This is a genomic window from Kluyvera intermedia, from assembly GCF_021440345.1.
GTDB lineage: Bacteria > Pseudomonadota > Gammaproteobacteria > Enterobacterales > Enterobacteriaceae > Kluyvera > Kluyvera intermedia_A.
On sequence record NZ_JAKCNS010000039.1, the window covers coordinates 87,745 to 113,228 of the forward strand.

The following is a 25,484-nucleotide window of genomic DNA, read 5'->3' on the forward strand; positions in this document are numbered from 1 at the left end:
CTCGCTCTCATTGTCATATGCGGTCGGCGATCTCTTCACGCTCCTGTGAGACAGCAGTTTGTAGGGTAAAAGCCCGGTACCGCGTGGGCCAGCATAGCAGGATTTCCAGAGGGTGTTAATCCGTTTACAAAAAAGCAACATTAAATACTTGCTGAATCGTTAAGGCCAAAATAAACCCATTCTTAACTGTTTTTTTAGACACAATAATCTTATCCGGTTACACACTTCGGCCCGCGATCCCAACTTAAGTCAAAAACGAAAAATAAGCCTCCCTATACTTCCGCCAGTGCTGACATTTTCGACAATACTCTCTGCAACAGGCCAAACTATTTGCGCCAGGAGAAACAAATGACGTTACCATTTAAGCCCCATATCCTTGCGCTGATCTGCAGTGCAGGATTGCTCGCGGCCTCCGGTACTCTCTATGTCAAAAGCCGTGCTGCCGATACGCCACCGGCGGCAGCGGTTCAACCCGTCGCCCCGGCTCCCGCTACTGCTCCAGCGGTTGAGTCCGCAGCCAGCGCCCAACCCGCAGCGTCAACTTACACGTCTGCGCAAATTGATCAGCTAACGGCTCCCATTGCCCTGTATCCCGACAACTTACTGTCGCAGGTGCTGATGGCCTCCACCTACCCGAGCAATGTGCTACAGGCCGTACAGTGGTCGCAGGACAATCCCACTCAAAAAGGCGATGCTGCGGTACAGGCCGTCGCCAATCAACCTTGGGATCCGAGCGTAAAATCGCTGGTTGCGTTTCCGGCGCTACTGTCACTGATGGGCGAAAATCCACAGTGGGTCCAGGATCTCGGTAATGCCTTCCTGGCACAGTCGCAGGATGTGATGAATTCGGTACAAAAACTTCGTGCGGTGGCCCAACAGACGGGGACGTTGAAATCCACGCCGCAGCAGAAGGTTACCACCGCCGCGAAAGCTGCCGCCCCGACATCCTCGGGCACGACAGCCCCAACGGCTTCTGCACCGCCGCCGCAGGTGATTAAGATTGAGTCCACCGACCCGAATGTCGTGTATGTACCGACTTACAATCCAAATACGGCATATGGCGCCTGGCCTTCCACCGCCTACCCTCCGGTTTATTTGCCGCCGACTCCGGGCCAGCAGTTCACCAACAGCTTTGTTAACGGCCTGGGCTTCAGCCTTGGTATAGCCACCACCTATGCGCTGTTCAGCAGCATAGATTGGGATGACGATGACGATCATCACCATCACGATGATGATTACCACGATGGGGGCTGGCACGGCGGCGGCAATAACAACATCAATATTGACGTCAATAACTACAACCACATCACCGGGCAGCACCTCAACGGTAATAACACTCACTGGCAGCATAACCCGGCGTATCGCAACAACTTGCCGTATCCCAATGACAATGTGGCGCAGCGCTTCCACCAGACCAACGTGCCGGGCGGCTTAAGTACTACGCAAAAAGCACCTGCGGCTCTGGACAACCAGCGTCAGGCGGCACTCAATCAATTCCAGCGCAGCACCCACGACGGTGCGGCCAAAAATCTAACCCCAGGAAGTGGCGCAGCGGCAGGAACGCGTGATGCTCAACGTCAGGCAGCATCTAACCAGCTGCACCAAATCACCCAGCGTAGTAACTATCGCGGCTACGATGGGACTCAGACGGCGAAACAAAAAATGCAAAATCCGACGGCGCAACAACAGCAGCGCCGCGAGAATGCAAAGTCCCATCTGCAAAATCCAACGACACAGCAGCAGCGACGCGAACAGGTCCAGCAGCACTCCTCTCTCACAGAGGAGCAGTATCAGCATCGCCAGCAGCAGGTGCAAAACCTCCGAGCCAATGCGCTAAGCGGCAACGATAGCCGTTCGCCATCCTGGCAGTCGCAGAATCAGCGGGGGCAGCAAAGCCGCAGTGCATCGGGCATCAGTGATGCGCAAAAATCGGCTGCACGCGAACATCTTTCTCAACATCGCGAACTGCGCCATCGCTAAGGAGAAGCAATGAAAAAACTCATCATTACCGGTCTGCTAACGCTGTTCGCCCTGCCAGCTTTCGCCCAGCAAAATTATGCTACGCCGGAAAAAGCCGCCAGCGCCTTTGCCGAGGCGCTAACCACTCAGGACGATAACGCGCTAAATCAGGTGCTGGGCGATAACTGGCGCCAGTATCTCCCACAGCGCGAAGATGAGCCCGAAGCCGTTGCCCGCTTCCTGCGCGACTGGGAAGTAGGTCATCAGATCGATGAACAAGGTGACACCGCCCATCTCAATGTCGGTAGCGACGGCTGGCAGCTGCCAATCCCGATAGTGAAAACGGCCAAAGGCTGGCGTTTCGATATGGCCGAGGGTCAGGATGAGATTCAGACCCGAGAAATAGGCCGTAATGAGCTATCGGCAATTCAGGCCATGCACGCTTATGTGGATGCTCAGAACGATTACTATCAGCGCTTCCAGCATTACGCAGCCAAACTGCTGAGCAGCAAGGGACAAAAAGACGGTCTTTACTGGCCAACGGACCCCGGGGAGGAACCCAGCCCATTAGGGCCGGCCTATAGCCCAACCCTGCCTGACGCAGGCTATCACGGTTACCGTTTCCGCATTATCGCCGATCAGGATCGGCAGGGTTTTGCCCTGATCGCCTGGCCGGTCAAGTTTGCTGAAACTGGCATCATGAGTTTTATCGTCGATCAGAACGATACGGTATATCAGGCCAATCTGGGCAAGCAGTCCGCATTAAAAGCCGCAGAGGTGAAGGCCTTTACCCGGGATAAACCCTGGGACGCAATGACGCAGTAAAAAAAGACCTGGCGTAAGCCAGGTCTTACTATCGGGCTCTCAACCCTACTGCGCGGCGGCAGGCTGAGCGCTGGTCAGCGCTTGCTCATCGGCTTTAATACTGCCAGAGTTTGCCGCCCACACCCCTTCCTGCGTTTTGGTGACGGCCTGGTGGTGCCCATTAAGGTTCTGCCCCATCGGCGCAATGTGCGTGGATTCCGTGCCGCCGCTATTATCGGCCCATGGAATAAGCGGATCGCTGGCCGCAGCGAAACCTGAAATAAGAGCGGTAGCGAGTAGGGTCGTAGTCAGAAAAGTTTTCATATCTCACCTCAATATAGTTATCACACTATTAGTTTACAGCGAAACCATTGTCGAGATAATGACCAGTTGTTTACGAATATTTTGGGTGAAATATTTTAAGTCAATGGCTCACCGCTCCACTGCCTCTGACGTTTTACAGGCATAAAAAAAGCGGCCGTTAGGCCGCTTTTTTACATCAGAAGAATTACTTCTTCTTCGCCTTGGCGTTCGGCAGGTCGGTAATGCTACCTTCAAAGATTTCTGCTGCCAGGCCCACAGACTCGTGCAGAGTCGGGTGAGCGTGGATGGTCAGCGCGATGTCTTCTGCATCACAGCCCATCTCGATAGCCAGACCGATTTCACCCAGCAGCTCGCCGCCGTTGGTGCCGACAATCGCACCACCGATAACACGGTGAGATTCTTTGTCGAAGATCAGTTTGGTCACACCGTCTGCGCAGTCGGAAGCGATAGCACGGCCAGAAGCAGCCCACGGGAAGGTGGCGGTTTCGTAGCTGATGCCTTTCTCTTTCGCTTCTTTCTCGGTCAGACCAACCCAGGCAACTTCTGGCTCAGTGTAAGCAATCGATGGGATCACTTTCGGATCGAAGTAGTGTTTCTTACCGGCGATAACTTCAGCGGCAACGTGACCTTCGTGAACACCTTTGTGCGCCAGCATTGGCTGACCGACGATATCGCCGATAGCAAAGATGTGCGGTACGTTGGTACGCAGCTGTTTGTCGACGTGGATGAAGCCACGGTCGTCAACTTCCACGCCTGCTTTGCCTGCGTCGAGGTTTTTACCGTTCGGTACACGACCGATTGCTACCAGAACTGCGTCGTAACGCTGTGCTTCAGCAGGGGCTTTTTTGCCTTCCATGGAAACGTAGATACCGTCTTCTTTTGCTTCAACGGCGGTCACTTTGGTTTCCAGCATCAGGTTGAACTTCTTGCTGATGCGCTTGGTGAAGACTTTAACGATGTCTTTATCGGCAGCCGGGATAACCTGGTCGAACATTTCAACCACGTCAATCTGTGAACCCAGAGCATGGTATACGGTACCCATTTCCAGACCGATGATACCACCGCCCATAACCAGCAGACGCTTAGGCACTTCTTTCAGTTCCAGGGCGTCTGTGGAGTCCCATACGCGTGGATCTTCGTGTGGAATAAATGGCAGTTCAATCGGACGGGAGCCCGCCGCGATGATGGCATTGTCGAAGTTGATCACGGTTTTGCCGTTTTCGCCTTCCACTTCCAGAGTGTTAGCTCCGGTGAATTTACCCAGACCGTTAACCACTTTCACTTTACGGCCTTTCGCCATACCAGCCAGACCGCCGGTCAGTTGAGTGATAACTTTCTCTTTCCAGGTACGAATTTTGTCGATATCGGTTTTCGGCTCGCCGAAGACGATACCGTGCTCAGCCAGCGCTTTGGCTTCTTCGATAACTTTTGCTACGTGCAGCAGCGCTTTAGAAGGGATACAGCCAACGTTCAGACAAACACCGCCCAGGGTGCTGTAACGTTCTACGATTACGGTCTCCAGACCTAAATCCGCGCAACGGAAGGCAGCAGAGTAACCTGCCGGGCCCGCCCCAAGTACCACGACCTGAGTTTTAATTTCAGTGCTCATCATGACCTCTATCATTTATATCCGGCGGGTCTGACGCTTATGTTTTTACGCCCATGTCCACCGGGACGTTCTATCCGCGTGTATTTTACAAAATTGTTAACAATTTTTAAACAACAAACGGCAAACGATTTTGTCCTTTGTTGCTGATAACCCCAAAACAGGTCCAAGGTTATCAGAAAAAAGCCGGCCGTCAGGCCGGCTTTTTCATTACATCACCAGGCGGCGAATGTCGGACAGCGTGTTGTTAATGATGGTGATAAAGCGTGCACCATCCGCACCGTCAATCACACGGTGGTCGAAGGAAAGAGAAATTGGCATCATCAGACGCGGCATAAACTCTTTACCGTTCCACACTGGCTCCATAGCAGACTTGGAGACACCGAGGATCGCCACTTCCGGCGCGTTGACAATCGGCGCGAAGTGGGTTGTACCCAGGCCGCCGATGCTGGAGATGGTGAAGCAACCGCCCTGCATTTCGCCAGCGGTCAGCTTACCGTCACGCGCTTTCTTAGAGATCACAGTCAGTTCACGGGACAGCTCGGTAATGCTCTTCTTGTTCACGTCTTTGAAGACTGGAACAACCAGACCATTTGGCGTATCAACCGCAACACCGATGTTGATGTATTTCTTCAGCGTCAGCTTCTGACCATCTTCGGACAGGGAGCTGTTGAAGCGTGGCATCTGCTCGAGAGCAGCGGCAACCGCTTTCATGATGAAGACCACTGGGGTGAATTTCACGTCCAGTTTACGTTTCTCAGCTTCGGCGTTCTGCTGTTTACGGAACGCTTCCAGATCGGTGATATCGGTTTTGTCGAAGTGAGTAACGTGCGGGATCATCATCCAGTTACGGCTCAGGTTAGCACCAGAGATTTTCTGGATACGACCCAGTTCCACTTCTTCGATTTCACCAAACTTGCTGAAGTCAACTTTCGGCCAAGGCAGCATGCCCGGGATACCGCCGCCAGCGGCTGCTGCCGGAGCAGATTCAGCACGCTTGATAGCGTCTTTCACGTAAGACTGCACGTCTTCACGCAGGATACGACCTTTACGGCCAGTGCCCTTCACTTTCGCCAGGTTAACACCGAATTCGCGCGCCAGGCGACGAATCAGCGGAGTCGCGTGGACGTAAGCGTCGTTTTCAGCAAAGTCGGATTTACCGGCTGCTGCGGCTGCTGGAGCAGGTGCCGCGGCTGGTGCAGGTGCCGCGGCTGGTGCAGGTGCTGCGGCCGGAGCCGGTGCTGCTGCTTGTGCCGGAGCAGCTGCAGGTGCAGCACCTTCCACTTCGAAGACCATAATCAGGGAGCCGGTAGACACTTTGTCGCCGGTGCTGATTTTGATCTCTTTCACGGTACCCGCGAACGGCGCCGGAACTTCCATGGAGGCTTTGTCGCCTTCAACGGTGATCAGTGACTGTTCAGCGGCAATTTTATCGCCCACTTTCACCATCACTTCGGTCACTTCAACTTCGTCACCGCCGATGTCCGGTACGTTCACTTCTTTAGAACCGGAAGCTGCTGGTGCCGCCGCAGCTGGAGCCGCAGCCTGAGCCGGTGCCGCAGCAGGCGCTGCGCCTGCCACTTCGAAGACCATAATCAAGGAACCCGTCGACACTTTGTCACCGGTGTTGATTTTGATCTCTTTAACGGTACCCGCGAATGGCGCAGGAACTTCCATTGAAGCCTTGTCGCCTTCAACGGTGATCAAAGACTGTTCTGCTGCAACGGTGTTGCCCACTTTGACCATGATTTCGGTAACTTCAACTTCGTCGCCGCCGATGTCAGGTACGTGTACGTCTTTTGCCGCTGCCGCAGCAGGTGCTGCAGCCGGAGCCGCTTCTTTCTTCTCTTCTGCCTTGGCAGGTGCAGCAGCTGCTGCACCGTCGGCGGAATCGAAAATCATGATCAGTTTGCCGGTCTCAGTTTTGTCGCCGACAGAGACTTTGATCTCTTTAACAACGCCAGCCTGAGGAGACGGAACTTCCATAGAGGCTTTGTCGCCTTCTACGGTGATCAGCGACTGTTCAGCTTCAACTTTGTCGCCTACTTTGACCAGGATCTCGGTGATTTCAACTTCATCAGCCCCGATGTCCGGTACATTGATTTCGATAGCCATTGTTTCTTTACCTCTTACGCCAGACGCGGGTTAACTTTTTCTGCATCGATATTGAATTTAGTGATGGCTTCCGCAACCACTTTCTTATCGATTTCGCCACGTTTAGCCAGTTCGCCCAGTGCCGCTACAACCACGTAGGAAGCATCAACTTCGAAGTGGTGACGCAGGTTTTCACGGCTGTCAGAGCGGCCAAAGCCGTCGGTACCCAGTACGCGGTAGTCATCTGCCGGTACATAAGTACGAACCTGCTCAGCAAACAGTTTCATATAGTCAGTGGAAGCGACTGCCGGCGCATCGTTCATCACCTGAGCGATGTACGGAACGCGTGGAGTTTCCATTGGGTGCAGCATGTTCCAGCGCTCACAGTCCTGGCCATCACGTGCCAGTTCGGTGAAGGAGGTGACGGAGTAAACGTCAGAACCTACGCCGTAATCGTTCGCCAGGATCTGTGCTGCTTCACGAACGTGACGCAGGATAGAACCGGAGCCCAGCAGCTGAACTTTACCTTTGCTACCTGCAACGGTTTCGAGTTTGTAGATACCTTTACGGATACCTTCCTCGGCACCTGCTGGCATAGCCGGCATGTGGTAGTTTTCGTTCAGCGTAGTGATGTAGTAGTAAACGTTCTCTTGCGCTTCACCGTACATACGCTCCAGACCGTCATGCATGATGACCGCAACTTCGTACGCGTAAGACGGATCGTAAGAGATACAGTTCGGGATAGTCAGAGACTGAATGTGGCTGTGACCATCTTCGTGCTGCAGACCTTCACCGTTCAGCGTCGTACGACCGGAAGTACCACCTACCAGGAAGCCGCGAGCCTGTTGGTCGCCAGCCTGCCAGCACAGGTCGCCGATACGCTGGAACCCGAACATGGAGTAGTAGATGTAGAACGGGATCATCGGCAGGTTGTTGGTGCTGTAAGAAGTCGCAGCAGCCAGCCAGGATGCGCCGGCACCCAGTTCGTTGATACCTTCCTGCAGGATCTGACCTTTTTCGTCTTCTTTGTAGTAAGCAACCTGCTCACGGTCCTGCGGGGTGTACTGCTGGCCGTTCGGGCTGTAAATACCGATCTGACGGAACAGGCCTTCCATACCAAAGGTACGCGCTTCATCGGCGATGATTGGCACCAGACGGTCTTTGATGGACTTGTTCTTCAGCATCACGTTCAGGGCACGAACAAACGCGATGGTGGTAGAAATTTCTTTGTTCTGCTCTTCCAGCAGCGGGCCGAAATCTTCCAGCGTTGGCAGCTCCAGCTTCTCATCGAAGTTAGGCTGACGGCTTGGCAGATAACCGTGCAGTTTCTGACGCTGGGCGTGCAGATAGGTGTGCTCTTCGGAACCTTCCGGGAAGGTCACGTATGGCAGTTTTTCGATATCTGCATCGGCAACAGGCACGTTGAAACGATCGCGGACGTAGCGTACGCCGTCCATGTTCATTTTCTTAACCTGGTGAGCGATGTTTTTACCTTCAGCGGTATCACCCATGCCATAACCTTTGATGGTATGAGCAAGGATTACGGTCGCTTTACCGGTAGTTTCCTGCGCTTTTTTCAGTGCAGCGAAGACTTTCTTAGGATCGTGACCACCACGGTTCAGTGCCCAGATCTGCTCGTCGCTCCAGTCAGCAACCAGCGCTGCGGTTTCTGGATATTTACCGAAGAAGTGCTCACGAACGTAAGCGCCATCTTTGGATTTGAAGGTCTGGTAGTCGCCGTCAACGGTTTCGTTCATCAGCTGGATCAGTTTACCGCTGGTGTCTTTACGCAGCAGCTCATCCCAACGACCGCCCCAGATAACCTTGATAACGTTCCAGCCAGCGCCTGCGAAGATGCCTTCCAGTTCGTTAATGATCTTGCCGTTACCGGTGACTGGGCCATCCAGACGCTGCAGGTTACAGTTGATAACGAAGACCAGGTTGTCCAGTTTTTCACGGGTCGCGATGGTGATCGCACCTTTAGATTCTGGCTCATCCATCTCGCCGTCGCCCAGGAAGGCATAAACGGTTTGCTTAGAGGTGTCTTTCAGACCACGGTGTTCCAGATATTTCAGGAATTTAGCCTGATAAATCGCACCGATTGGACCCAGACCCATAGATACGGTCGGGAACTGCCAGAAGGTTGGCATCAGTTTCGGGTGCGGGTAAGAAGACAGACCTTTACCGTGAACTTCCTGACGGAAGTTGTTCATCTGATCTTCGGTCAGGCGGCCTTCGAGGAACGCACGTGCGTACACGCCCGGGGAGATGTGGCCCTGGAAATACACCAGGTCGCCGCCATCCTGCTCGTTGCGGGCGCGGAAGAAGTGGTTAAAGCACACTTCATAGAAAGTAGCGGAAGACTGGAAGGAAGCCATGTGGCCGCCCAGCTCGAGGTCTTTTTTAGACGCACGCAGCACGGTCATGATGGCATTCCAGCGGATAGCAGAACGAATACGACGTTCCAGCTCCAGATTGCCCGGGTATTCCGGTTCATCTTCAACGGCAATAGTGTTGACGTAACCGCTCGCCCCTGCACCAGCAGCTACCTGAACGCCGCCTTTGCGGGCTTCAGAAAGCAGTTGGTCGACCAGATACTGAGCACGCTCAACACCTTCTTCACGGATGACCGATTCGATCGCCTGTAGCCAGTCGCGAGTTTCGATCGGATCCACGTCATTTTGTAAACGTTCTGACATGGGGGTATTCCTTATCTATCTAATACGTTGAGTTATCTGGAACCTGTCCCATTGTGTTCTTACTCAAGAGCACAATAAGACAGGTTCTGCGTTTAGTTGCCGCGCGTTAAATAGCGCTTGATTTACAACATCTTCTGGTTAAATTTCTACCAGAAAAATCACTAATTCTTTCGTTGCTCCAGGCGGCGTAAGGAGCGTTCACGACGGCTTTCCTCACGGCTACGGTCCAGGAGAATATCTTCGATAAACGCCAGGTGACGGTGGGACGCTTCGCGTGCCTCTTCCGGTTTTCCGGCGATAATCGCTTCAAAAATACGGGTACGATGACCGCTAACTAGCGGCAGCATCTCGCGACGCGCGTACAACAATTCAAAGTTTTGCCGAACATTTTGCGCCAGCATCGGCTCCATACATCTGAGCAAATGGAGCAGCACGACATTATGTGCCGCTTCAGTGACAGCAACTTGATACTGAAGTACCGCATCAGATTCACCGTCAAGGTCGCCGGACTGTTGAGCAAGCTCGATGGCATGGTGGAGTTCACGGATACGCGTTTTGTCTTCATCCGTGCTACGTAATGCAGCGTAATAGGCCGCAATACCTTCCAGCGCATGGCGCGTCTCAAGCAGGTCAAACTGGGATTCAGGATGGTCGGAGAGCAGTTCTACCAGTGGGTCGCTAAAACTCTGCCACAGGCTGCTCTGAACAAAAGTGCCACCACCCTGACGACGCAGCAGTAACCCCTTCGCTTCGAGACGTTGAATCGCCTCGCGTAAGGAGGGACGGGAGACGTCGAACTGTTTTGCCAGCTCGCGTTCCGGTGGGAGTTTTTCCCCGGGGCGTAAAGTCCCCTCAAGAATTAAAAACTCCAACTGCTGCTCAATCACATCGGAGAGTTTTGGTTGGCGAATTTTGCTGTAGGCCATGATTTCCTGTCTTAAGCCATTTGCCCGAAGTCAATTGGTCTTACCAATTTCATGTTCTTGACGCTAAAGTAACAAAGTATTCACCTTCTGTCCATACAGGTTTTGATTGAAATCAGTAAACCCGGCACTTTTTAACAATATTACAGAAATGATGTTTCAGAATTGTAACCTTGCACAAAAAACAGCTTTACCTATAAAGAAGTACAATTAACCAAATAAAAACAAAAATAAGCAAACTGAAGCGTTTCAATATCGCCAAAAGTGAATTTAAATTCACTAATTAGACTTATTATGCAATGTTAATTCAATCCAATATTTGCATGCCTGCGTGACAGCTGTTGTCTTTTTATCCAACCACTCTTCATCCCTTCATAAAGCAGGTGCATTCCTTCGCGCTTACCACTATTCTGCTGATGACGAAAGAGCTCTTACCTCTTTTTAAGAAACGCCTTTCGTAAACAAAACAATACAGAAAACGGAATTTCTTAAGTACATACGCAAACAGCGTCACAATAATAACCACACACGAGGTTTCACAATGGAAGGTCAACAGCAAGGCTCCCAGCTTAAGCGCGGCCTTAAGAACCGCCATATACAGCTGATCGCTCTGGGCGGCGCTATCGGCACGGGCCTGTTTCTCGGCAGCGCTTCCGTTATTCAGTCGGCAGGTCCGGGGATTATTCTCGGCTACGCTATCGCCGGTTTTATTGCCTTTATGATTATGCGCCAATTGGGCGAAATGGTAGTTGAAGAGCCTGTAGCAGGCTCCTTTAGCCACTTCGCTTATAAATACTGGGGCAACTTCGCCGGCTTCGCTTCCGGCTGGAACTACTGGGTACTGTACGTTCTGGTTGCCATGGCTGAGCTTACTGCGGTCGGTAAATACATCCAGTTCTGGTGGCCTGAGATCCCAACCTGGGCATCGGCAGCCGTCTTCTTTATCGCCATTAACGCCATCAACCTGACCAACGTGAAAGTGTTCGGCGAGATGGAATTCTGGTTTGCCATTATCAAAGTTATCGCCGTTATCGCGATGATTCTGTTTGGCGCATGGCTGCTGTTCAGCGATACCGCTGGCCCGCAGGCTACCGTGCGTAACCTGTGGGAACAGGGCGGATTCCTGCCGCACGGCTGGACCGGACTGGTCATGATGATGGCTATCATCATGTTCTCCTTCGGCGGCCTTGAACTGGTCGGGATCACTGCGGCAGAAGCGGATAATCCAGAGCAGAGTATTCCGAAAGCGACCAACCAGGTTATCTACCGTATCCTGATTTTCTATGTGGGCTCACTGGCCGTACTGCTCTCTCTGATGCCGTGGACCCGTGTGACCGCTGATGTCAGTCCATTCGTATTGATCTTCCACGAGCTGGGCGACTCTTTTGTGGCTAACGCGCTGAATATCGTGGTGTTGACCGCCGCGCTGTCCGTTTACAACAGCTGTGTATACTGCAACAGCCGTATGCTGTTTGGCCTGGCACAGCAGGGCAATGCCCCGAAAGCGTTACTGAACGTCGATAAACGCGGCGTGCCGGTGAACACGATTCTGGTCTCAGCTTTTGTTACCGCACTGTGCGTATTGATCAACTACCTGGCGCCGGAATCCGCGTTTGGCCTGCTGATGGCGCTGGTGGTTTCTGCGCTGGTGATTAACTGGGCAATGATTAGCCTGGCACATATGAAGTTCCGCAAAGCGAAACAGCAACAGGGAGTCACCACCCGCTTCCCAGCGCTGTTCTATCCGCTGGGTAACTGGATTTGCCTGGTGTTTATGGCCGCAGTGCTGGTCATCATGGTGATGACCCCGGGCATGGCCATCTCCGTATGGCTGATTCCGGTCTGGATCGTTATCCTCGGCATCGGTTACATGTTTAAACAGAAAAATGTGAAAACCGTGAAGGCGCACTAATTTCTATCTCTGCTCTGTACCCGCCCTGGGTACAGAGCGTTCACCCTCCCGCCAAAGTGATGTACCATTCCAGCGTTACCGTCGACAAAAGGACCTGGGTGGCTGATGAAAAAAAACCTCACTATCAAAGACATTGCTGAACTGGCAAACGTCTCTATCGCCACCGTTTCACGGGTACTCAACAACAACAGTTGGGTCTCGGATAAAACCCGGGCCAAAGTGCAAAAGGTCATCGACGAAAATCACTTCAGCCCCAACCTGATGGCGCGCAGCATGATTTCGCGTAAGAGCATGACGCTTGCCGTGGTGGTCTCCGATATTACTAACCCCTACTTCGCTACGCTGGTTGAACAAATTGAGAAAGCTTGTCTGCAGGCCGGGTACAAAATTATTCTCTTCGATACCCAATCGGCGAACAAACGCGCTCACTCTACGCAGGTGATTGCCGAAGATCAGATCTTCAATACCATCATCGACAGCCAGCTCGATGGCGTCATCATTCTCGGCGGTAATATCGACTATCTGAAAGTCCCCGAGAGCTACCTACAGGGCCTGAAAAAGCTTATCGCCTCGCTGCCGGTTATCGTGGTCGGCCGCAAGCTCGCGCGTTACGACTACGCCTGTCTTGAACGTGACCAGGTCAACTGCGTGGCGATGATCACCCGCCATCTGCTGGAAAAAGGCTATCGCGACATTGCGTTTGTCGGTGGCTCATCGCACGTCTACATGACCGGCCAGCGCGTTAATACGTTTCTGCAAACGCTAAAAGATGCCGGAATTGATGAGCAAACAGCCGCCATCTTCGAGACTAATTTCTATCCAGAACACGGCTATGAAGCGGCGCTAAAACTGCTGAAATCCGGGCGAGCCCTGCCCCAGGCAATCCTTGCGATTAACGACCGCGTCGCCATGGGGGCTATCCGCGCGCTGAAAGATAACGGTCTGTCGGTCCCGGATGATATCGCTGTCGCCAGCTGCGAGTACTTCCCCGGCAGCGAGTATTTCATTCCACGGATAACCACCATTGACCATAAAAATAACGAGATTGGTCAACATGTTATCCGACAGATGATGACCATTCTGCAGGACATGCTGCCTGACAGCACCCCTATCACACCGCTGCTGATCGCTGGCGAATCGGCATAACCTCCCGGCTGGCCGAGCGGCCAGCTGCACACTAAATATTCAGATCTTAATCACAGATCATAAATCGTAAAATTGACGATCCATTTTCTCTCATAATATTTTACTGAAAACGTTTTCAGTTTTTCAGCCACGAGAGGCCGCAATGAAACCCACTATGATGACCTATATCCACGAAGAGCAGGCGACCCTTGCCCGGATTCTGGATAACTACCCGCAAAATGTGCCGGCTATCGACGACGACAGCGAATGGCTGGTCCTGGCGACAGGCTCCAGTGCTAACGCCGCCGTCAGCGCGAAATACTATATCGAGAGCCTTTCCGCGGTGCGCCTGACGCTTGCCGAGCCTTTCCACTATCAGCATTTTGAAAAACATAATCCGGAGATCAAAACGGTGATTGCGGTCTCCCAGAGCGGAGAGAGTACCTCTACGCTGCACGCGCTGGAGACACTGAAAAAGCGCTTCCCGCTGCAAACCGTGGGCCTAACCAGCAAGCCGCAGAGCGAGCTGGCCAAAACCGCTGACCACTTCGTTTTGCTGGATATCGGCGAGGAACGAGTGGGCTACGTGACCAAAGGCTACGTGGCGACCATTCTGACCTTGATGCTGATGGGTTTGCGCCACGCCCGCGCGGTGAACGCCATTGACGACGCGCGTGAGCAGCAGGAACTCACTGTTCTTCGTGAAGCCGTTAACGCCATTAGCTCAATCATCGACAGCACTGAAACCTTCTTCAGCCGTTGGCAGGCCGAACTGACTGCCTCCCCGCGCTTCACCAGCATCGGCTACGGCCCGGCTATCGGCGTATGCATGGAGATGGCAACCAAATTTACCGAGACGGTGCGCGTGCCTTCGCAGGGCATTGAGATGGAAGTCTTTATGCACGGGCCGTACTTTGAAATTAACCCGCAGCATCGCCTGTTCTTCCTCGACGTGCCAAGCGTGGCTCGCGAACGACTGACGCTGTTGCGCCAGTATGAACAGCGCCACACCCAATACGTCTATACCGTCACGCCGGAAGCCAGTAACGACCCGCACACCCTGGCGCTGAACGTGAAAACACCAGAAACCGTACTGCCGCTACTGATGGTGATTCCCTTCCAGATCCTCGCGCACCATATCGCCGAAGCGAAGGGAAACAACCTGCCACAGAGGATTTTCACCGACTTTGGCGTCGCAGTAAAAAGTAAAACAAAACCCGGCGATTACGCCTGATCCACTGCCTGTACCCTACCTACAAATAAAGGTGCCTCGTTATGGCGACTCAATACTTAGCCGTTGCACAAAAAATCCTCGCCGCCGTGGGTGGCAAGGAAAATATCGACCACGCAAATCACTGCGCGACGCGATTACGCCTGAATTTAAAAGACGATACGCGGATTGATGAAAAGGGGCTGTACGAGATTTCTGAGGTGGTAAAACTGGTCAACAACGGCAGCCAGTTTCAGATAGTAATCGGCCCAAAGGTCGAAAAAATCTTTGCCGCATTAAGCGAGCTGCTGCCCGCAGCGCAGGAGAGCGCCGAAATTCAGGTGCAGGATGCATCCCTCTTTAACCGTCTGCTGGCAACGCTGTCCGCCATTTTCACCCCATATATTGGCGTGCTGGCCGGTGTCGGGGTGGTCAAAGGGCTTGTCGTCCTGCTGCAAACACTGGAACTTATCTCAACCAAATCCTGGCTGTTTGTGGTGTTTAACGCCCTTTCCAGCGGCGTGTTTGTCATGCTGCCGCTGTTTATCGCCGTCACCGCCGCCGACCGCTTTAAAACCAGTCGCTTCACAGCGCTGGCGCTGACCGCCGCGATGATCTTCCCGCTGACCGATGCAGCCACTCCAGACCACGTTGAGATCTTCAATCTTGCTTTCCCGCTGAAAATTTATGGCGGCGCGGTGATCCCAGCTATCTTTGCGGTGTGGTTCCTGAGCTACGTCGAACGCTGGTGTAAGAAGTGGGTGCCGGAGATTGCCGCACTGGTCTTCGTGCCATGCCTGTCGCTGATTATCAGCGGGTTTGTGGTGTTCACCGTGATAGGCCCTATTGCCGACTACGTAGGTATCGGCATAGCTAACGGCTACACCTGGCTGTATAACCTGAGCCCAATGCTCTCCGGTGCATTACTGGCGGGGATTGGCCAGCTGTTCGTCGTCTTTGGCGTTCATTGGGGCATAATCCCAATTGCCTTAATTAATATGCAGGTAAACGGCTACGACACGGTGATGGCGATGCTTATGTCCGCTGTCATGGGGCAGTTTGGTGCCGCCTTTGGCGCCATCTTTATCGCCCGTAATCTCAAGGATAAACAGCTGGCAATTTCGGCATCGATCTCCGCTTTCTTTGGTATCACCGAGCCCGCGCTGTACGGCGTTAACCTTAAATACCGGATGCTGTTTATCTTCGGCTGTATTGGTGCCGCACTGGGCGGCGCGATTACCGGGCTGCTGGAGGTCAAAACCTACAGCTTCCTGCCGGTACTCAACGTCTTCGAGCTGGGGCTGTTCAGCGGCCCGGAATCAAAAGCTATCTATGAGGTGTTCGCGATTATCGTCGCCTTTAGCGTGCCAATGATCCTCACGATTATCTACGGTAAAACGCGCGTGCTGGTGCCCGCCGCCGATCTGCGTTAATCCCGCCCACAAATGGTAGCGGATTTAAACCGCTACCATGCCTGTTACCTGCTTCACACTTTCCCTATAGCAGCAATTTTATCCATATCAACAACGTTATCCTGCTACGCATTTTTCCATTTCACAGCCAATAATCCTCTCCATATACCCCAAGAGAGATCTGGCGATGAACGCAAGCAAACTGTCAGTAAAAGAGAAGATTGGCTATGGCATGGGTGATGCAGGATGCAACATCATCTTCGGCGCTATCATGCTGTTCGTTAACTATTTTTACACCGATATTTTTGGTTTAGCGCCAGCACTGGTTGGCGTGCTGTTGTTATCTATTCGCGTTATTGATGCCGTTACCGATCCAATTATGGGGGCCATGGCGGACCGTACCCGCAGTAAGTATGGTCGTTTTCGTCCATGGTTATTGTGGATAGCCTTCCCCTATGCCCTGTTCAGCGTGCTGATGTTCACCACGCCTGATTGGAGCTATAGCAGCAAAGTTATCTATGCTTTCGTGACCTATTTCTTGCTATCCATTACCTATACCGCGATCAACATTCCCTACTGCTCTCTCGGTAGCGTTATCACTAACGACCCGAAAGAGCGCGTAGCCTGCCAGTCCTACCGCTTCGTACTGGTGGGTATTGCCACTCTGTTGCTGTCACTGACGCTGCTGCCGATGGCCGACTGGTTCGGCGGGGAAGATAAAGCCAAAGGCTATCAGATGGCGATGACCGTGCTGGCGTTTATTGGCATGTGTATGTTCCTGTTCTGCTTTGCCACCGTGCGTGAACGCGTACGCCCGGCGGTGCAAACCAACGATGAACTCAAACAGGATTTAAAAGACGTCTGGAAAAACGACCAGTGGGTGCGCATCCTGCTGCTCACCTTATGCAACGTCTGCCCGGGCTTTATCCGTATGGCCGCAACCATGTACTACGTAACCTGGGTGATGGGCGAAAGCACCCACTTCGCGACCCTCTTTATCAGCCTTGGTGTTATCGGCATGATGATTGGCAGTATGCTGGCGAAAGTTCTGACCGACCGCTGGTGTAAGCTGCAGGTCTTCTTCTGGACCAACATCGCGCTGGCCATTTTCTCGGTGGCATTCTACTTCTTCGACCCACACGCAACGACGCTGATTGTGGTGCTCTACTTCCTGCTGAACGTACTGCATCAGATCCCATCGCCACTGCACTGGTCTTTGATGGCCGACGTCGACGACTACGGCGAATGGAAAACCGGCAAACGCATCACCGGGATCAGCTTCTCCGGTAACCTGTTCTTCCTGAAAGTGGGCCTCGCTGTCGCCGGGGCGATGGTCGGCTTCCTGCTCTCCTGGTACGGCTACGATGCGGGTGCCAAAGCGCAAAGCGAAACCACCATCAACGGTATCGTGCTGCTGTTCACTATCATCCCTGGCGTAGGCTATCTGATCACCGCAGGGGTGGTGCGTCTACTGAAAGTTGACCGTACATTGATGAAACAAATTCAGGAAGACCTCGAAAAACGCCGCGCCAACTATCGCGAGCTGAATGAATACCAGCAAGAACTGCAATCGACTGAACACGTAAGGAAAGCCTGATGAAGAATTGGCCCAACCCCTTTATTGAACAGCGCGCCGACCCGTTTATTCTGCGCCACCAGGGAGAGTACTACTTTATCGCCTCCGTACCGGAATACGACCGGCTGGAGATTCGCCGCGCCGCCGATATCGACGGTCTGCGTAGCGCAGAGCCCGTTGTCGTCTGGCGTAAACCGGATGGCGGCCCGATGGGGAATCTTATCTGGGCACCGGAACTGCACCATATCGACGGCAAATGGTATATCTACTTTGCCGCCGCCCATACCCAGACGCTGGATGCGCTGGGTATGTTCCAGCACCGTATGTTTGCGCTAGAGTGCCGCGATGCCGATCCGTTAACCGGGACGTGGGTCGAAAAAGGCCAGATAAAGACGCCGTTTGATACCTTCTGTCTTGATGCCACTACCTTCCATCATCAGGGAAAACAGTGGTATCTGTGGGCGCAGAAGTCCCCTGATATTGCCGGTAACTCCAACATCTATCTGGCCGAGCTTGAGAATCCGTGGACGATTAAAGGCAAGCCGGTGATGCTGAGTAAACCGGAGTTTGATTGGGAATGCCGGGGTTTCCTGGTGAATGAAGGGCCCGCCGTCGTCACACACGGCAACCGCTTATTCATCAGCTATTCCGCCAGCGCGACCGATGAAAACTACTGTATGGGGCTGCTATGGATAGACCAAGACGCCGATATGACCGACTCCGCAAACTGGCATAAATCCCCGACGCCGGTATTCACCACCAGCTATGAAAACCGCCAGTATGGGCCGGGGCACAACAGCTTTACGCAAACGCCGGACGGCGATGACGTGCTGGTGTATCACGCAAGAAACTATACGGAAATTGAGGGCGACCCGTTGTACGACCCGAATCGTCATACACGTTTGAAAACAGTGCGCTGGCAGGAAGATGGCATGCCGGACTTCGGCATACCACCGGCGGATACGCTGTAAATAACTGGCCCGGTGGCACTGCACACCGGGCCGAAAAACTACACCAGCGTCCCGTAAATGGTCAGCAGAGCCATGACGACCACCACCGCATAGGACGTCTTCTTCGCCATCGAAACTGCGGCTTTTGGCGTCTCGACTTTATCTACGTGCGGTTCACGGACCAGCGAATACTGCGCCAGCGTCGTCAGCACCTGATACTGTGAAGTATGGCGGTCGCCCAGCGAAGCAAACCACGCCGGAAGCGCCTTCTCACCGTGACCAATCAGCGCATACACCACGCCTACCAGACGTACCGGCACCCAGTCCACAATATGTAAAATGGCATCGATACCCGACTGTAAACGGTGATGCGGCGTCTGATAGCGCGCAAGCCACGACTGCCAGGCGCGCAGGAAAGCATACCCCATCAGCGCCACCGGCCCCCAAGAACCGCCGACCACAAACCAGAACAGCGGCGCGAGGTAAAAGCGGTAGTTTATCCACAGCAGCGCATTTTGCAGTTCACGCAAAAACTCACGCTCGTCGCAGCCTGCGGGTACGCCGTGGATCATCGTCAGCTCACCTGCCATGGCTTCGCGCGCATGGACATCGTTACGTGAGGCCGCTTTCAGATAGGCGTGATAATGCAGACGAACGCGGCCCGCACCGATGCACAACAGCCCCAGTAGAATCCAGAAAATCAGCGACGGCACGTTAAATAACACGCCGCTCAACGCCCGCTGAATAATGCCCACTATCGCCATCGCGACAATGGTCATCACCAGGGTACCGGCAAGCGAGTAGTGCTTCACGCGCCGAAACAGCGTCTCCAGCCGATGGTCAAGCTGCCAGTGCTCGCCGAGTTTAAACAGGCGTTCAGCAAACAGCACCAGAAGCGTGGTAAACAACGTCATGTCATCTCCTTATTTGACGAGGGGGTGACCAGCGCACGAAAACGAGCCCAGTCAAAAGCCGGGCCGGGATCGGTTTTGCGCACGGGCGCGATATCACAGTGACCGGTCATGTTGTCGGCAATCGCCGGATATTCGCTCATTAACAGCTGGCTTAATGCCGCCAACTGCTGATACTGCGCATCGGTATAGGCCAGCGTATCGGTGCCTTCCAGCTCAATACCGATGGAGAAATCATTGCAGCGCTCACGCCCTTGATAGCTCGACACACCCGCATGCCAGGCGCGTTTATCAAAAGGTACGTACTGGACTATCTCACCGTCGCGGCGAATCAAGCAGTGGGCGGAAACGCGCAGATGGGCAATCTCAGCAAAGAAAGGGTCGGCATCAGGATCAAGCGTACCGGTAAACAGCGCGTCTATCCACGGACCGCCAAACTGGCCCGGCGGCAGACTAATATTATGCACAACCAGCAGTGAAGGGGTTTCATTCTCCGGGCGGCAATCGTAATGAGGTGACGGCACCTGCCGAACGCCCACCAGCCAGCCCTTATCTATACTCAAAGTCATTTCAGTTTCATCACGTCAGAAAAGGAGATGATCCTCAGGCACATACATAGATACGCGGCTGAGGTAAACGAACATAACCACGGCTGAGACCACCTAAAAGATCGCCGGTCAAACGGCATTAGGGATCTCCTTATGAGTGGTTATGCTAGTCGGTTCAGAGTAGCATGTTTCAATCTTTCGCATCGTTACCATTTTGGAGCTTAATCATGCCGCCTCGCCGCTATAACCCAGACCATCGACGTGACGCGCTGCTAGAACGTATCAACCTCGATATCCCCAATGCCGTAGCCCAAGCGCTGCGTGAAGATCTGGGAGGCGAAGTTGATGCGCATAACGATATTACCGCACAACTCTTGCCGGAAAACAGCCACTCGCATGCGGTGGTGATCACTCGCGAAGATGGCGTGTTTTGCGGTAAACGTTGGGTTGAAGAAGTCTTTATTCAACTGGCCGGTGATGATGTGGCCCTCACCTGGCACGTCGCTGACGGTGATGCTGTTACCGCTAATCAGCCGCTATTTGAAATTCTCGGTCCATCCCGCGTGCTGTTAACCGGTGAACGTACCGCATTGAATTTTGTGCAAACCCTCTCCGGCGTGGCCAGCGAAGTGCGCAAATATGTCAATCTACTGGAAGGCACGCATACCCAGTTGCTGGACACCCGTAAAACGCTACCAGGCCTACGCACCGCGCTGAAATATGCCGTGCTGTGCGGCGGTGGCGCAAACCACCGTCTGGGGCTTTCTGACGCTTTCCTGATTAAAGAAAACCACATTATTGCCTCTGGTTCCGTGCGTCAGGCGGTGGAAAAAGCCTTCTGGCTGCATCCTGATGTGCCGGTGGAGGTGGAAGTCGAGAGCCTGAAAGAGCTAGAAGAAGCACTGAAAGCTGGCGCGGATATCATCATGCTCGACAACTTCGACACCGAGCAGATGCGTGAAGCGGTGAAAATCACCCGCGGCCAGGCGCAGCTGGAAGTCTCCGGTAACGTCACCATCGACACCCTGCGCGAATTCGCCGAAACCGGCGTCGACTTTATCTCCGTCGGGGCGCTCACCAAACATGTTCGCGCGCTCGACCTCTCGATGCGTTTCCGCTAAATCTGAATCTCGTCTCATGCCCTCCCTCTGGAGGGCATTTTTTTCGCGTCTGCTTCCCGTTTTTTATGTACCGCTGCAACGGGATGACTCATTCCGGAATACCGATTCCTGAATCCCTTTTTGCCCCTCGCCGTTCTTTCTGACCTCTGACACAGTGGCGTCAGACTCAGCAAGGAGCAGATCATGGATAAACAAAAAGGCTTTACCCTCATCGAATTAATGGTTGTCATCGGCATTATCGCTATTCTCAGCGCCATCGGCATTCCGGCTTATCATAACTACCTGCGCAAAGCGGCGTTGACCGATATGCTGCAAACCTTCGTCCCCTACCGCACCGCCATTGAACTATGCGCACTCGATCGCGGTGGTATTGATAACTGCAACGCCAGCAGCAACGGCATTCCATCACCCACCACCACCCGCTACGTCTCAGGCATGAGCATTGCAAAGGGCACCGTCGTACTCACCGGCCAGGAGAGTCTGAATGGGTTAACCGTCACTCTGGTACCCGGCTGGGATAACGCGAACGGTATAACCGGCTGGCAGCGTACCTGCGGTATTCAAAACGACAGTGCGTTACAGCAGGCCTGTGAAGATGTTTTCCGTTTTGACGCTGAATAGAACAAGGAGCCGCCAATGAAGAACGAACAATTGCTCACGCTTTGCCAGCGACACCATGCGGTACTGTTGTCTAACGGTGCGGATGAACTGAGCATCGCCGTGGTCGGCTCACCACCGGGTGAGCTCATGAACTCACTGCGCTTTACCACACAAAAACGGGTGGATATCGAGTGCTGGGATCAAAATAGAATGGATAAATATCTGCAAACCATCACCAGCGCTAGCCAGCCTATCATCCATGAAGACAGCCATAATCCGGTGGGCTTGCTAAACCAGCTATTTAAGCAAGCTCTGTTACAACGTGCATCCGACATCCACTTTGAGCCCACGGAACACAACCTGCGCATCCGGCTGCGGGTAGACGGCGTATTACACACGCTGTCTACCGTTTCACTACTGCTGATGAATCCGCTGATTGCCAGATTAAAGGTGCTGGGGAGTCTGGATATTGCCGAACGCCGCCTGCCACAGGACGGGCAATTTACGGTGGAAGTGAACGATACGCCCCTCTCCTTTCGAATCGCCACACTCCCCTGCCGCTATGGTGAGAAAGTGGTCCTGCGTCTGCTACATAAAGTCGAGCAGGCGCTGGATCTCCAGCGCCTGGGGATGTCTCCGGAAGCACTCACGCAGTTCCAGTCGGCGCTCAATCACCCGCAGGGACTGATACTGGTCACGGGACCAACGGGCAGTGGCAAAACGGTCACGCTTTACAGCGCACTACAAAGCCGCAATAGCAACGATGTGAATATTTGCAGCGTTGAAGACCCCGTCGAGATCCCGCTTGATGGTCTTAATCAAACCCAGGTGAGCCTCAGAGCAGGGCTGACCTTTCAGAGCGTATTGCGTTCTTTATTACGACAAGACCCGGACATTGTGATGGTGGGCGAAATCCGCGATAGCGAAACTGCCGAGATTGCGATTAAAGCAGCGCAAACGGGGCATCTGGTGCTCTCGACCCTGCACACCAACTCCACGGTCGAAACGCTGGTGAGACTTGAGCAAATGGGCGTTGCCCGCTGGATGGTCTCCTCAGCGCTGCTGATGGTGGTGGCTCAGCGGCTGGTGCGAAAACTCTGCCCCCACTGCCGTACCGAGGCTCATGGCAGCCATCCGTTACCGCTTTCGCTGTGGCCACGCCCGCTTCCGCACTGGACGGCAGCGGGATGCCAACACTGTTACCATGGCTACCAGGGGCGACTCGCCCTGTTTGAGGTTCTTCCGCTGACGCCAGCGCTGCGCCAATCAATTGCTCACGGCGCCAACCCGAGCGAAATGATGCTCCACGCCAGACAAGAAGGAATGAGCACTTTATTTGAAAGTGGTTGCCTTGCTGTCGAGCAAGGGCTTACGACCCAGGAAGAACTACTCCGCGTCCTCGGGATACCCCAGGATGCGTGAACATCTCTGGCACTGGCAAGGGCTGAATGCCAACGGAGAGAAGCTAAACGGCGCAATCTGGGCCAGCCATCGCCCAGCAGTGCTGACAGAACTGCAACAACAGCGAATTACCGTGGTAGCGCTAAAGCGTCGTAGCGTCAATAGCTCACTATGGCAAACGCAGCATAGCTGTATGGTCATCAGCCAGCTAGCAACGTTGCTACAGGCCGGTCTTACGCTGTCAGACAGCCTGACGCTTCTGGCTCAGCAGCATCCGATTGCCCAGTGGCGGGCCTTACTGATGGTGCTAGCCAATCGGCTGGCGCAGGGAGTATCACTGTCGGAAGGGTTACAACAATGGCCACAGGCCTTTCCACCGCTGTATCTTGCAATGATTCGCACTGGCGAAATTACCGGTAAGCTTGAGCAGTGTTGCCTTGAGCTCGTCCGCCAGCAAAAAGCACAGCTACTGCTGGCCGCAAAGGTTAAGAAAGCGCTGCGCTATCCGATCATTATTCTGTCTCTCGCCATGCTGGTGGTGATGGCCATGACAGGATTTGTCCTGCCGGAGTTCACTGCGATATATCGAACCTTTAACACTCCACTACCCGCGCTGACTCTCGCCGTGATGGCAATGGCAGCCTTCGTCGAACAGTGGTTCATAGTGCTGCTCACGCTGCCGCTGCTTCCCGTTATCTTAAGTGCGGTATTGAAAAACCATCCTCCCTGGCAGCGCGTCCGCCAGCGAATACTGCTGGCGCTACCCATAATGGGGAAACTGGCTCGCGGGCAAAAACTTACCCAAATTTTTACCGTGCTGGCACTGACCCAGCGAGCAGGCATCGCTTTTTTACAGGGGCTGGAAACGGTTGAAGAGACGCTCACCTGCCCGTGGTGGCGCGAGATTATCAGTCAGCTTCACCAGGATATCGCTCAGGGCAATGCTATATGGCAAGCCATGGAGAAAAGTCAGGTGTTTACGCCGCTCTGTTTACAGTTAGTGAGAACCGGGGAGGCATCAGGGGCACTGGATGAAATGCTGGAGAATCTAGCGCGCCACCATGATGAAAACGCACAAAACCTGGCGGAGAACATGACGTCGCTGCTGGAGCCCGCATTGCTGATTGTGACGGGATTAATTATTGGTACGTTAGTCGTGGCGATGTACCTGCCCATTTTTCATCTGGGAGATGCCATCAGCGGGATGGGATAACGCTGGCGCGTTTACGCCAGCGTAAATTCTAAAGATTACAGGCTGTTGAACACGCGGTTCTCTTGTTCCTGTACCCGGATAAAGGTCGTGCGCTTGGTCAACTCTTTCAGACGCGATGCCCCAACATAGGTACACGCTGAACGCAGGCCGCCAAGGATATCGCGTGCAGTGTATTCCACCGGTCCACGCAGTGGCAACTTAACGGTTTTACCTTCCGCAGCACGATACTGTGCAACGCCGCCAACATGACGGTTCATCGCTGATTCGGAGCTCATACCGTAGAACAGCATAAATTTCTCACCGTTCTCTTCAACCAGCTTACCGCCGCTCTCATCGTGGCCTGCCAGCATACCGCCCAGCATGACGAAATCTGCACCGCCGCCGAACGCTTTTGCCACGTCGCCTGGCATGGTGCAGCCGCCATCGCTGACAATCTGACCGCCCAGGCCGTGCGCGGCATCAGCACACTCGATAACGGCAGAAAGCTGAGGATAGCCGACCCCGGTTTTCACACGGGTAGTACAAACAGAACCAGGACCAATACCGACTTTAACGATATCGGCACCGGAGAGAATCAGTTCTTCACACATCTCGCCGGTCACAACGTTACCCGCACAGATGGTTTTAGTTGGCCAGGCTTCGCGCGCTTTAGCCACGAACTGGACGAAATGCTCGGAGTAGCCATTCGCCACATCGATACAGATAAAAGTCAGCGCCGGGTTCAGTTTGAGGATCTGCTGCGTTTTTTCAAAATCAGCATCGGAGGTACCGGTAGAAACCATGACATGCTTTAGCACATCCGCAGACTCGGTCTGCACGAAGGTTTTCCACTCTTCAACGGTGTAGTGTTTGTGAACAGCGGTCAGAATACCAAAAGAGGAAAGTACTTTTGCCATCTGGAAGGTGCCCACGGAATCCATGTTCGCAGCGATAATCGGTACGCCTGACCAACGTTGTCCAGAATGTTTAAAGGTGAAGTCGCGTTCCAGTTCAACGTCGGAACGGCTTTTAAGAGTAGAGCGTTTAGGGCGGATAAGAACGTCTTTGAAACCTAACTTCAGATCTTCTTCGATACGCATGTGCGGATTCCTGGGGT

20 protein-coding genes are annotated in these 25,484 nt (G+C 53.6%); 12 read left to right on the forward strand and 8 right to left on the reverse strand.

The window, feature by feature from the left end; genetic code table 11:
• Window positions 1-348 precede the first annotated feature (348 nt).
• Both LZ634_RS11930 and LZ634_RS11935 read left to right on the forward strand, forming a co-directional pair.
• The gene (locus LZ634_RS11930; RefSeq protein WP_234505236.1) at window positions 349-1,980 is read left to right on the forward strand and encodes a DUF3300 domain-containing protein; all 1,632 of its coding nucleotides are present in this window, start codon (window positions 349-351) and stop codon (window positions 1,978-1,980) included.
• A 9-nt stretch (window positions 1,981-1,989) separates the two neighbouring features.
• Window positions 1,990-2,784, forward strand: coding sequence for a DUF2950 family protein (locus LZ634_RS11935; protein ID WP_234505238.1), 795 nt, complete (start codon window positions 1,990-1,992; stop codon window positions 2,782-2,784).
• Window positions 2,785-2,829: 45 nt separating this feature from the next.
• Here LZ634_RS11935 and LZ634_RS11940 read toward each other — a convergent pair whose 3' ends face one another.
• The 5 genes from LZ634_RS11940 to pdhR all read right to left on the reverse strand — a co-directional run bounded on the left by LZ634_RS11940 (window position 2,830) and on the right by pdhR (window position 10,412).
• Window positions 2,830-3,087, reverse strand: a complete 258-nt coding sequence (locus LZ634_RS11940; RefSeq protein ID WP_234505240.1) for a hypothetical protein — start codon at window positions 3,085-3,087, stop codon at window positions 2,830-2,832.
• Window positions 3,088-3,271: 184 nt separating this feature from the next.
• Entirely contained in the window at window positions 3,272-4,696 is a 1,425-nt protein-coding gene (gene lpdA / locus LZ634_RS11945; RefSeq protein ID WP_234505333.1) for a dihydrolipoyl dehydrogenase, read from the reverse strand.
• A 207-nt stretch (window positions 4,697-4,903) separates the two neighbouring features.
• Complete coding sequence (gene aceF / locus LZ634_RS11950; protein WP_234505242.1) at window positions 4,904-6,808, reverse strand: pyruvate dehydrogenase complex dihydrolipoyllysine-residue acetyltransferase; 1,905 nt, start codon at window positions 6,806-6,808, stop codon at window positions 4,904-4,906.
• A 14-nt stretch (window positions 6,809-6,822) separates the two neighbouring features.
• On the reverse strand, window positions 6,823-9,486 hold the full coding sequence (gene aceE / locus LZ634_RS11955; RefSeq protein WP_234505244.1) for a pyruvate dehydrogenase (acetyl-transferring), homodimeric type: 2,664 nt from the start codon (window positions 9,484-9,486) through the stop codon (window positions 6,823-6,825).
• A 161-nt stretch (window positions 9,487-9,647) separates the two neighbouring features.
• Window positions 9,648-10,412 (reverse strand): pyruvate dehydrogenase complex transcriptional repressor PdhR, encoded by a 765-nt coding sequence (gene pdhR, locus LZ634_RS11960; RefSeq protein WP_234505246.1) that lies wholly within the window; start codon window positions 10,410-10,412, stop codon window positions 9,648-9,650.
• Window positions 10,413-10,950: 538 nt separating this feature from the next.
• Here pdhR and aroP point away from each other — a divergent pair.
• The 6 genes from aroP to LZ634_RS11990 all read left to right on the forward strand — a co-directional run bounded on the left by aroP (window position 10,951) and on the right by LZ634_RS11990 (window position 18,615).
• Complete coding sequence (aroP, locus tag LZ634_RS11965) at window positions 10,951-12,321, forward strand: aromatic amino acid transporter AroP (protein WP_234505248.1); 1,371 nt, start codon at window positions 10,951-10,953, stop codon at window positions 12,319-12,321.
• Between the two features lie 105 nt (window positions 12,322-12,426).
• Window positions 12,427-13,467 (forward strand): LacI family DNA-binding transcriptional regulator, encoded by a 1,041-nt coding sequence (locus LZ634_RS11970; RefSeq protein WP_234505252.1) that lies wholly within the window; start codon window positions 12,427-12,429, stop codon window positions 13,465-13,467.
• 142 nt (window positions 13,468-13,609) lie between these two features.
• Complete coding sequence (locus LZ634_RS11975) at window positions 13,610-14,680, forward strand: SIS domain-containing protein (RefSeq protein ID WP_234505254.1); 1,071 nt, start codon at window positions 13,610-13,612, stop codon at window positions 14,678-14,680.
• 41 nt (window positions 14,681-14,721) lie between these two features.
• Window positions 14,722-16,089, forward strand: a complete 1,368-nt coding sequence (locus tag LZ634_RS11980) for a PTS transporter subunit EIIC (protein WP_234505256.1) — start codon at window positions 14,722-14,724, stop codon at window positions 16,087-16,089.
• Between the two features lie 166 nt (window positions 16,090-16,255).
• Entirely contained in the window at window positions 16,256-17,665 is a 1,410-nt protein-coding gene (locus LZ634_RS11985; RefSeq protein ID WP_234505258.1) for a glycoside-pentoside-hexuronide (GPH):cation symporter, read from the forward strand.
• A complete protein-coding gene (locus LZ634_RS11990) occupies window positions 17,665-18,615 on the forward strand; it encodes a family 43 glycosylhydrolase (protein WP_234505260.1) in 951 nt (316 codons plus the stop codon). Before LZ634_RS11985 ends, LZ634_RS11990 begins: the two co-directional genes overlap by 1 nt.
• 38 nt (window positions 18,616-18,653) lie before the next feature.
• Here LZ634_RS11990 and ampE read toward each other — a convergent pair whose 3' ends face one another.
• Window positions 18,654-19,508: a beta-lactamase regulator AmpE gene (ampE, locus tag LZ634_RS11995; protein ID WP_234505262.1), complete on the reverse strand. Its 855-nt coding sequence runs from the start codon at window positions 19,506-19,508 to the stop codon at window positions 18,654-18,656.
• Window positions 19,505-20,074, reverse strand: coding sequence for a 1,6-anhydro-N-acetylmuramyl-L-alanine amidase AmpD (gene ampD, locus LZ634_RS12000; RefSeq protein ID WP_414467737.1), 570 nt, complete (start codon window positions 20,072-20,074; stop codon window positions 19,505-19,507). Before ampD ends, ampE begins: the two co-directional genes overlap by 4 nt.
• Window positions 20,075-20,280: 206 nt before the next feature.
• Between ampD and nadC the strand changes: the two genes are divergently transcribed.
• The 4 genes from nadC to hofC all read left to right on the forward strand — a co-directional run bounded on the left by nadC (window position 20,281) and on the right by hofC (window position 24,388).
• On the forward strand, window positions 20,281-21,174 hold the full coding sequence (gene nadC, locus LZ634_RS12005; protein WP_234505264.1) for a carboxylating nicotinate-nucleotide diphosphorylase: 894 nt from the start codon (window positions 20,281-20,283) through the stop codon (window positions 21,172-21,174).
• Window positions 21,175-21,357: 183 nt separating this feature from the next.
• On the forward strand, window positions 21,358-21,795 hold the full coding sequence (gene ppdD, locus LZ634_RS12010; RefSeq protein WP_234505268.1) for a prepilin peptidase-dependent pilin: 438 nt from the start codon (window positions 21,358-21,360) through the stop codon (window positions 21,793-21,795).
• Window positions 21,796-21,810: 15 nt separating this feature from the next.
• Window positions 21,811-23,196 carry a type II secretion system protein GspE gene (gene gspE, locus LZ634_RS12015; RefSeq protein WP_234505271.1) on the forward strand — a complete coding sequence of 462 codons (1,386 nt, stop codon included), beginning with the start codon at window positions 21,811-21,813 and terminating at the stop codon, window positions 23,194-23,196.
• Window positions 23,189-24,388, forward strand: a complete 1,200-nt coding sequence (hofC, locus tag LZ634_RS12020; RefSeq protein ID WP_234505275.1) for a protein transport protein HofC — start codon at window positions 23,189-23,191, stop codon at window positions 24,386-24,388. Before gspE ends, hofC begins: the two co-directional genes overlap by 8 nt.
• Before the next feature lie 35 nt (window positions 24,389-24,423).
• Here hofC and LZ634_RS12025 read toward each other — a convergent pair whose 3' ends face one another.
• Window positions 24,424-25,467 carry a GMP reductase gene (locus tag LZ634_RS12025; RefSeq protein WP_234505278.1) on the reverse strand — a complete coding sequence of 348 codons (1,044 nt, stop codon included), beginning with the start codon at window positions 25,465-25,467 and terminating at the stop codon, window positions 24,424-24,426.
• Between the last annotated feature and the right edge of the window lie 17 nt (window positions 25,468-25,484).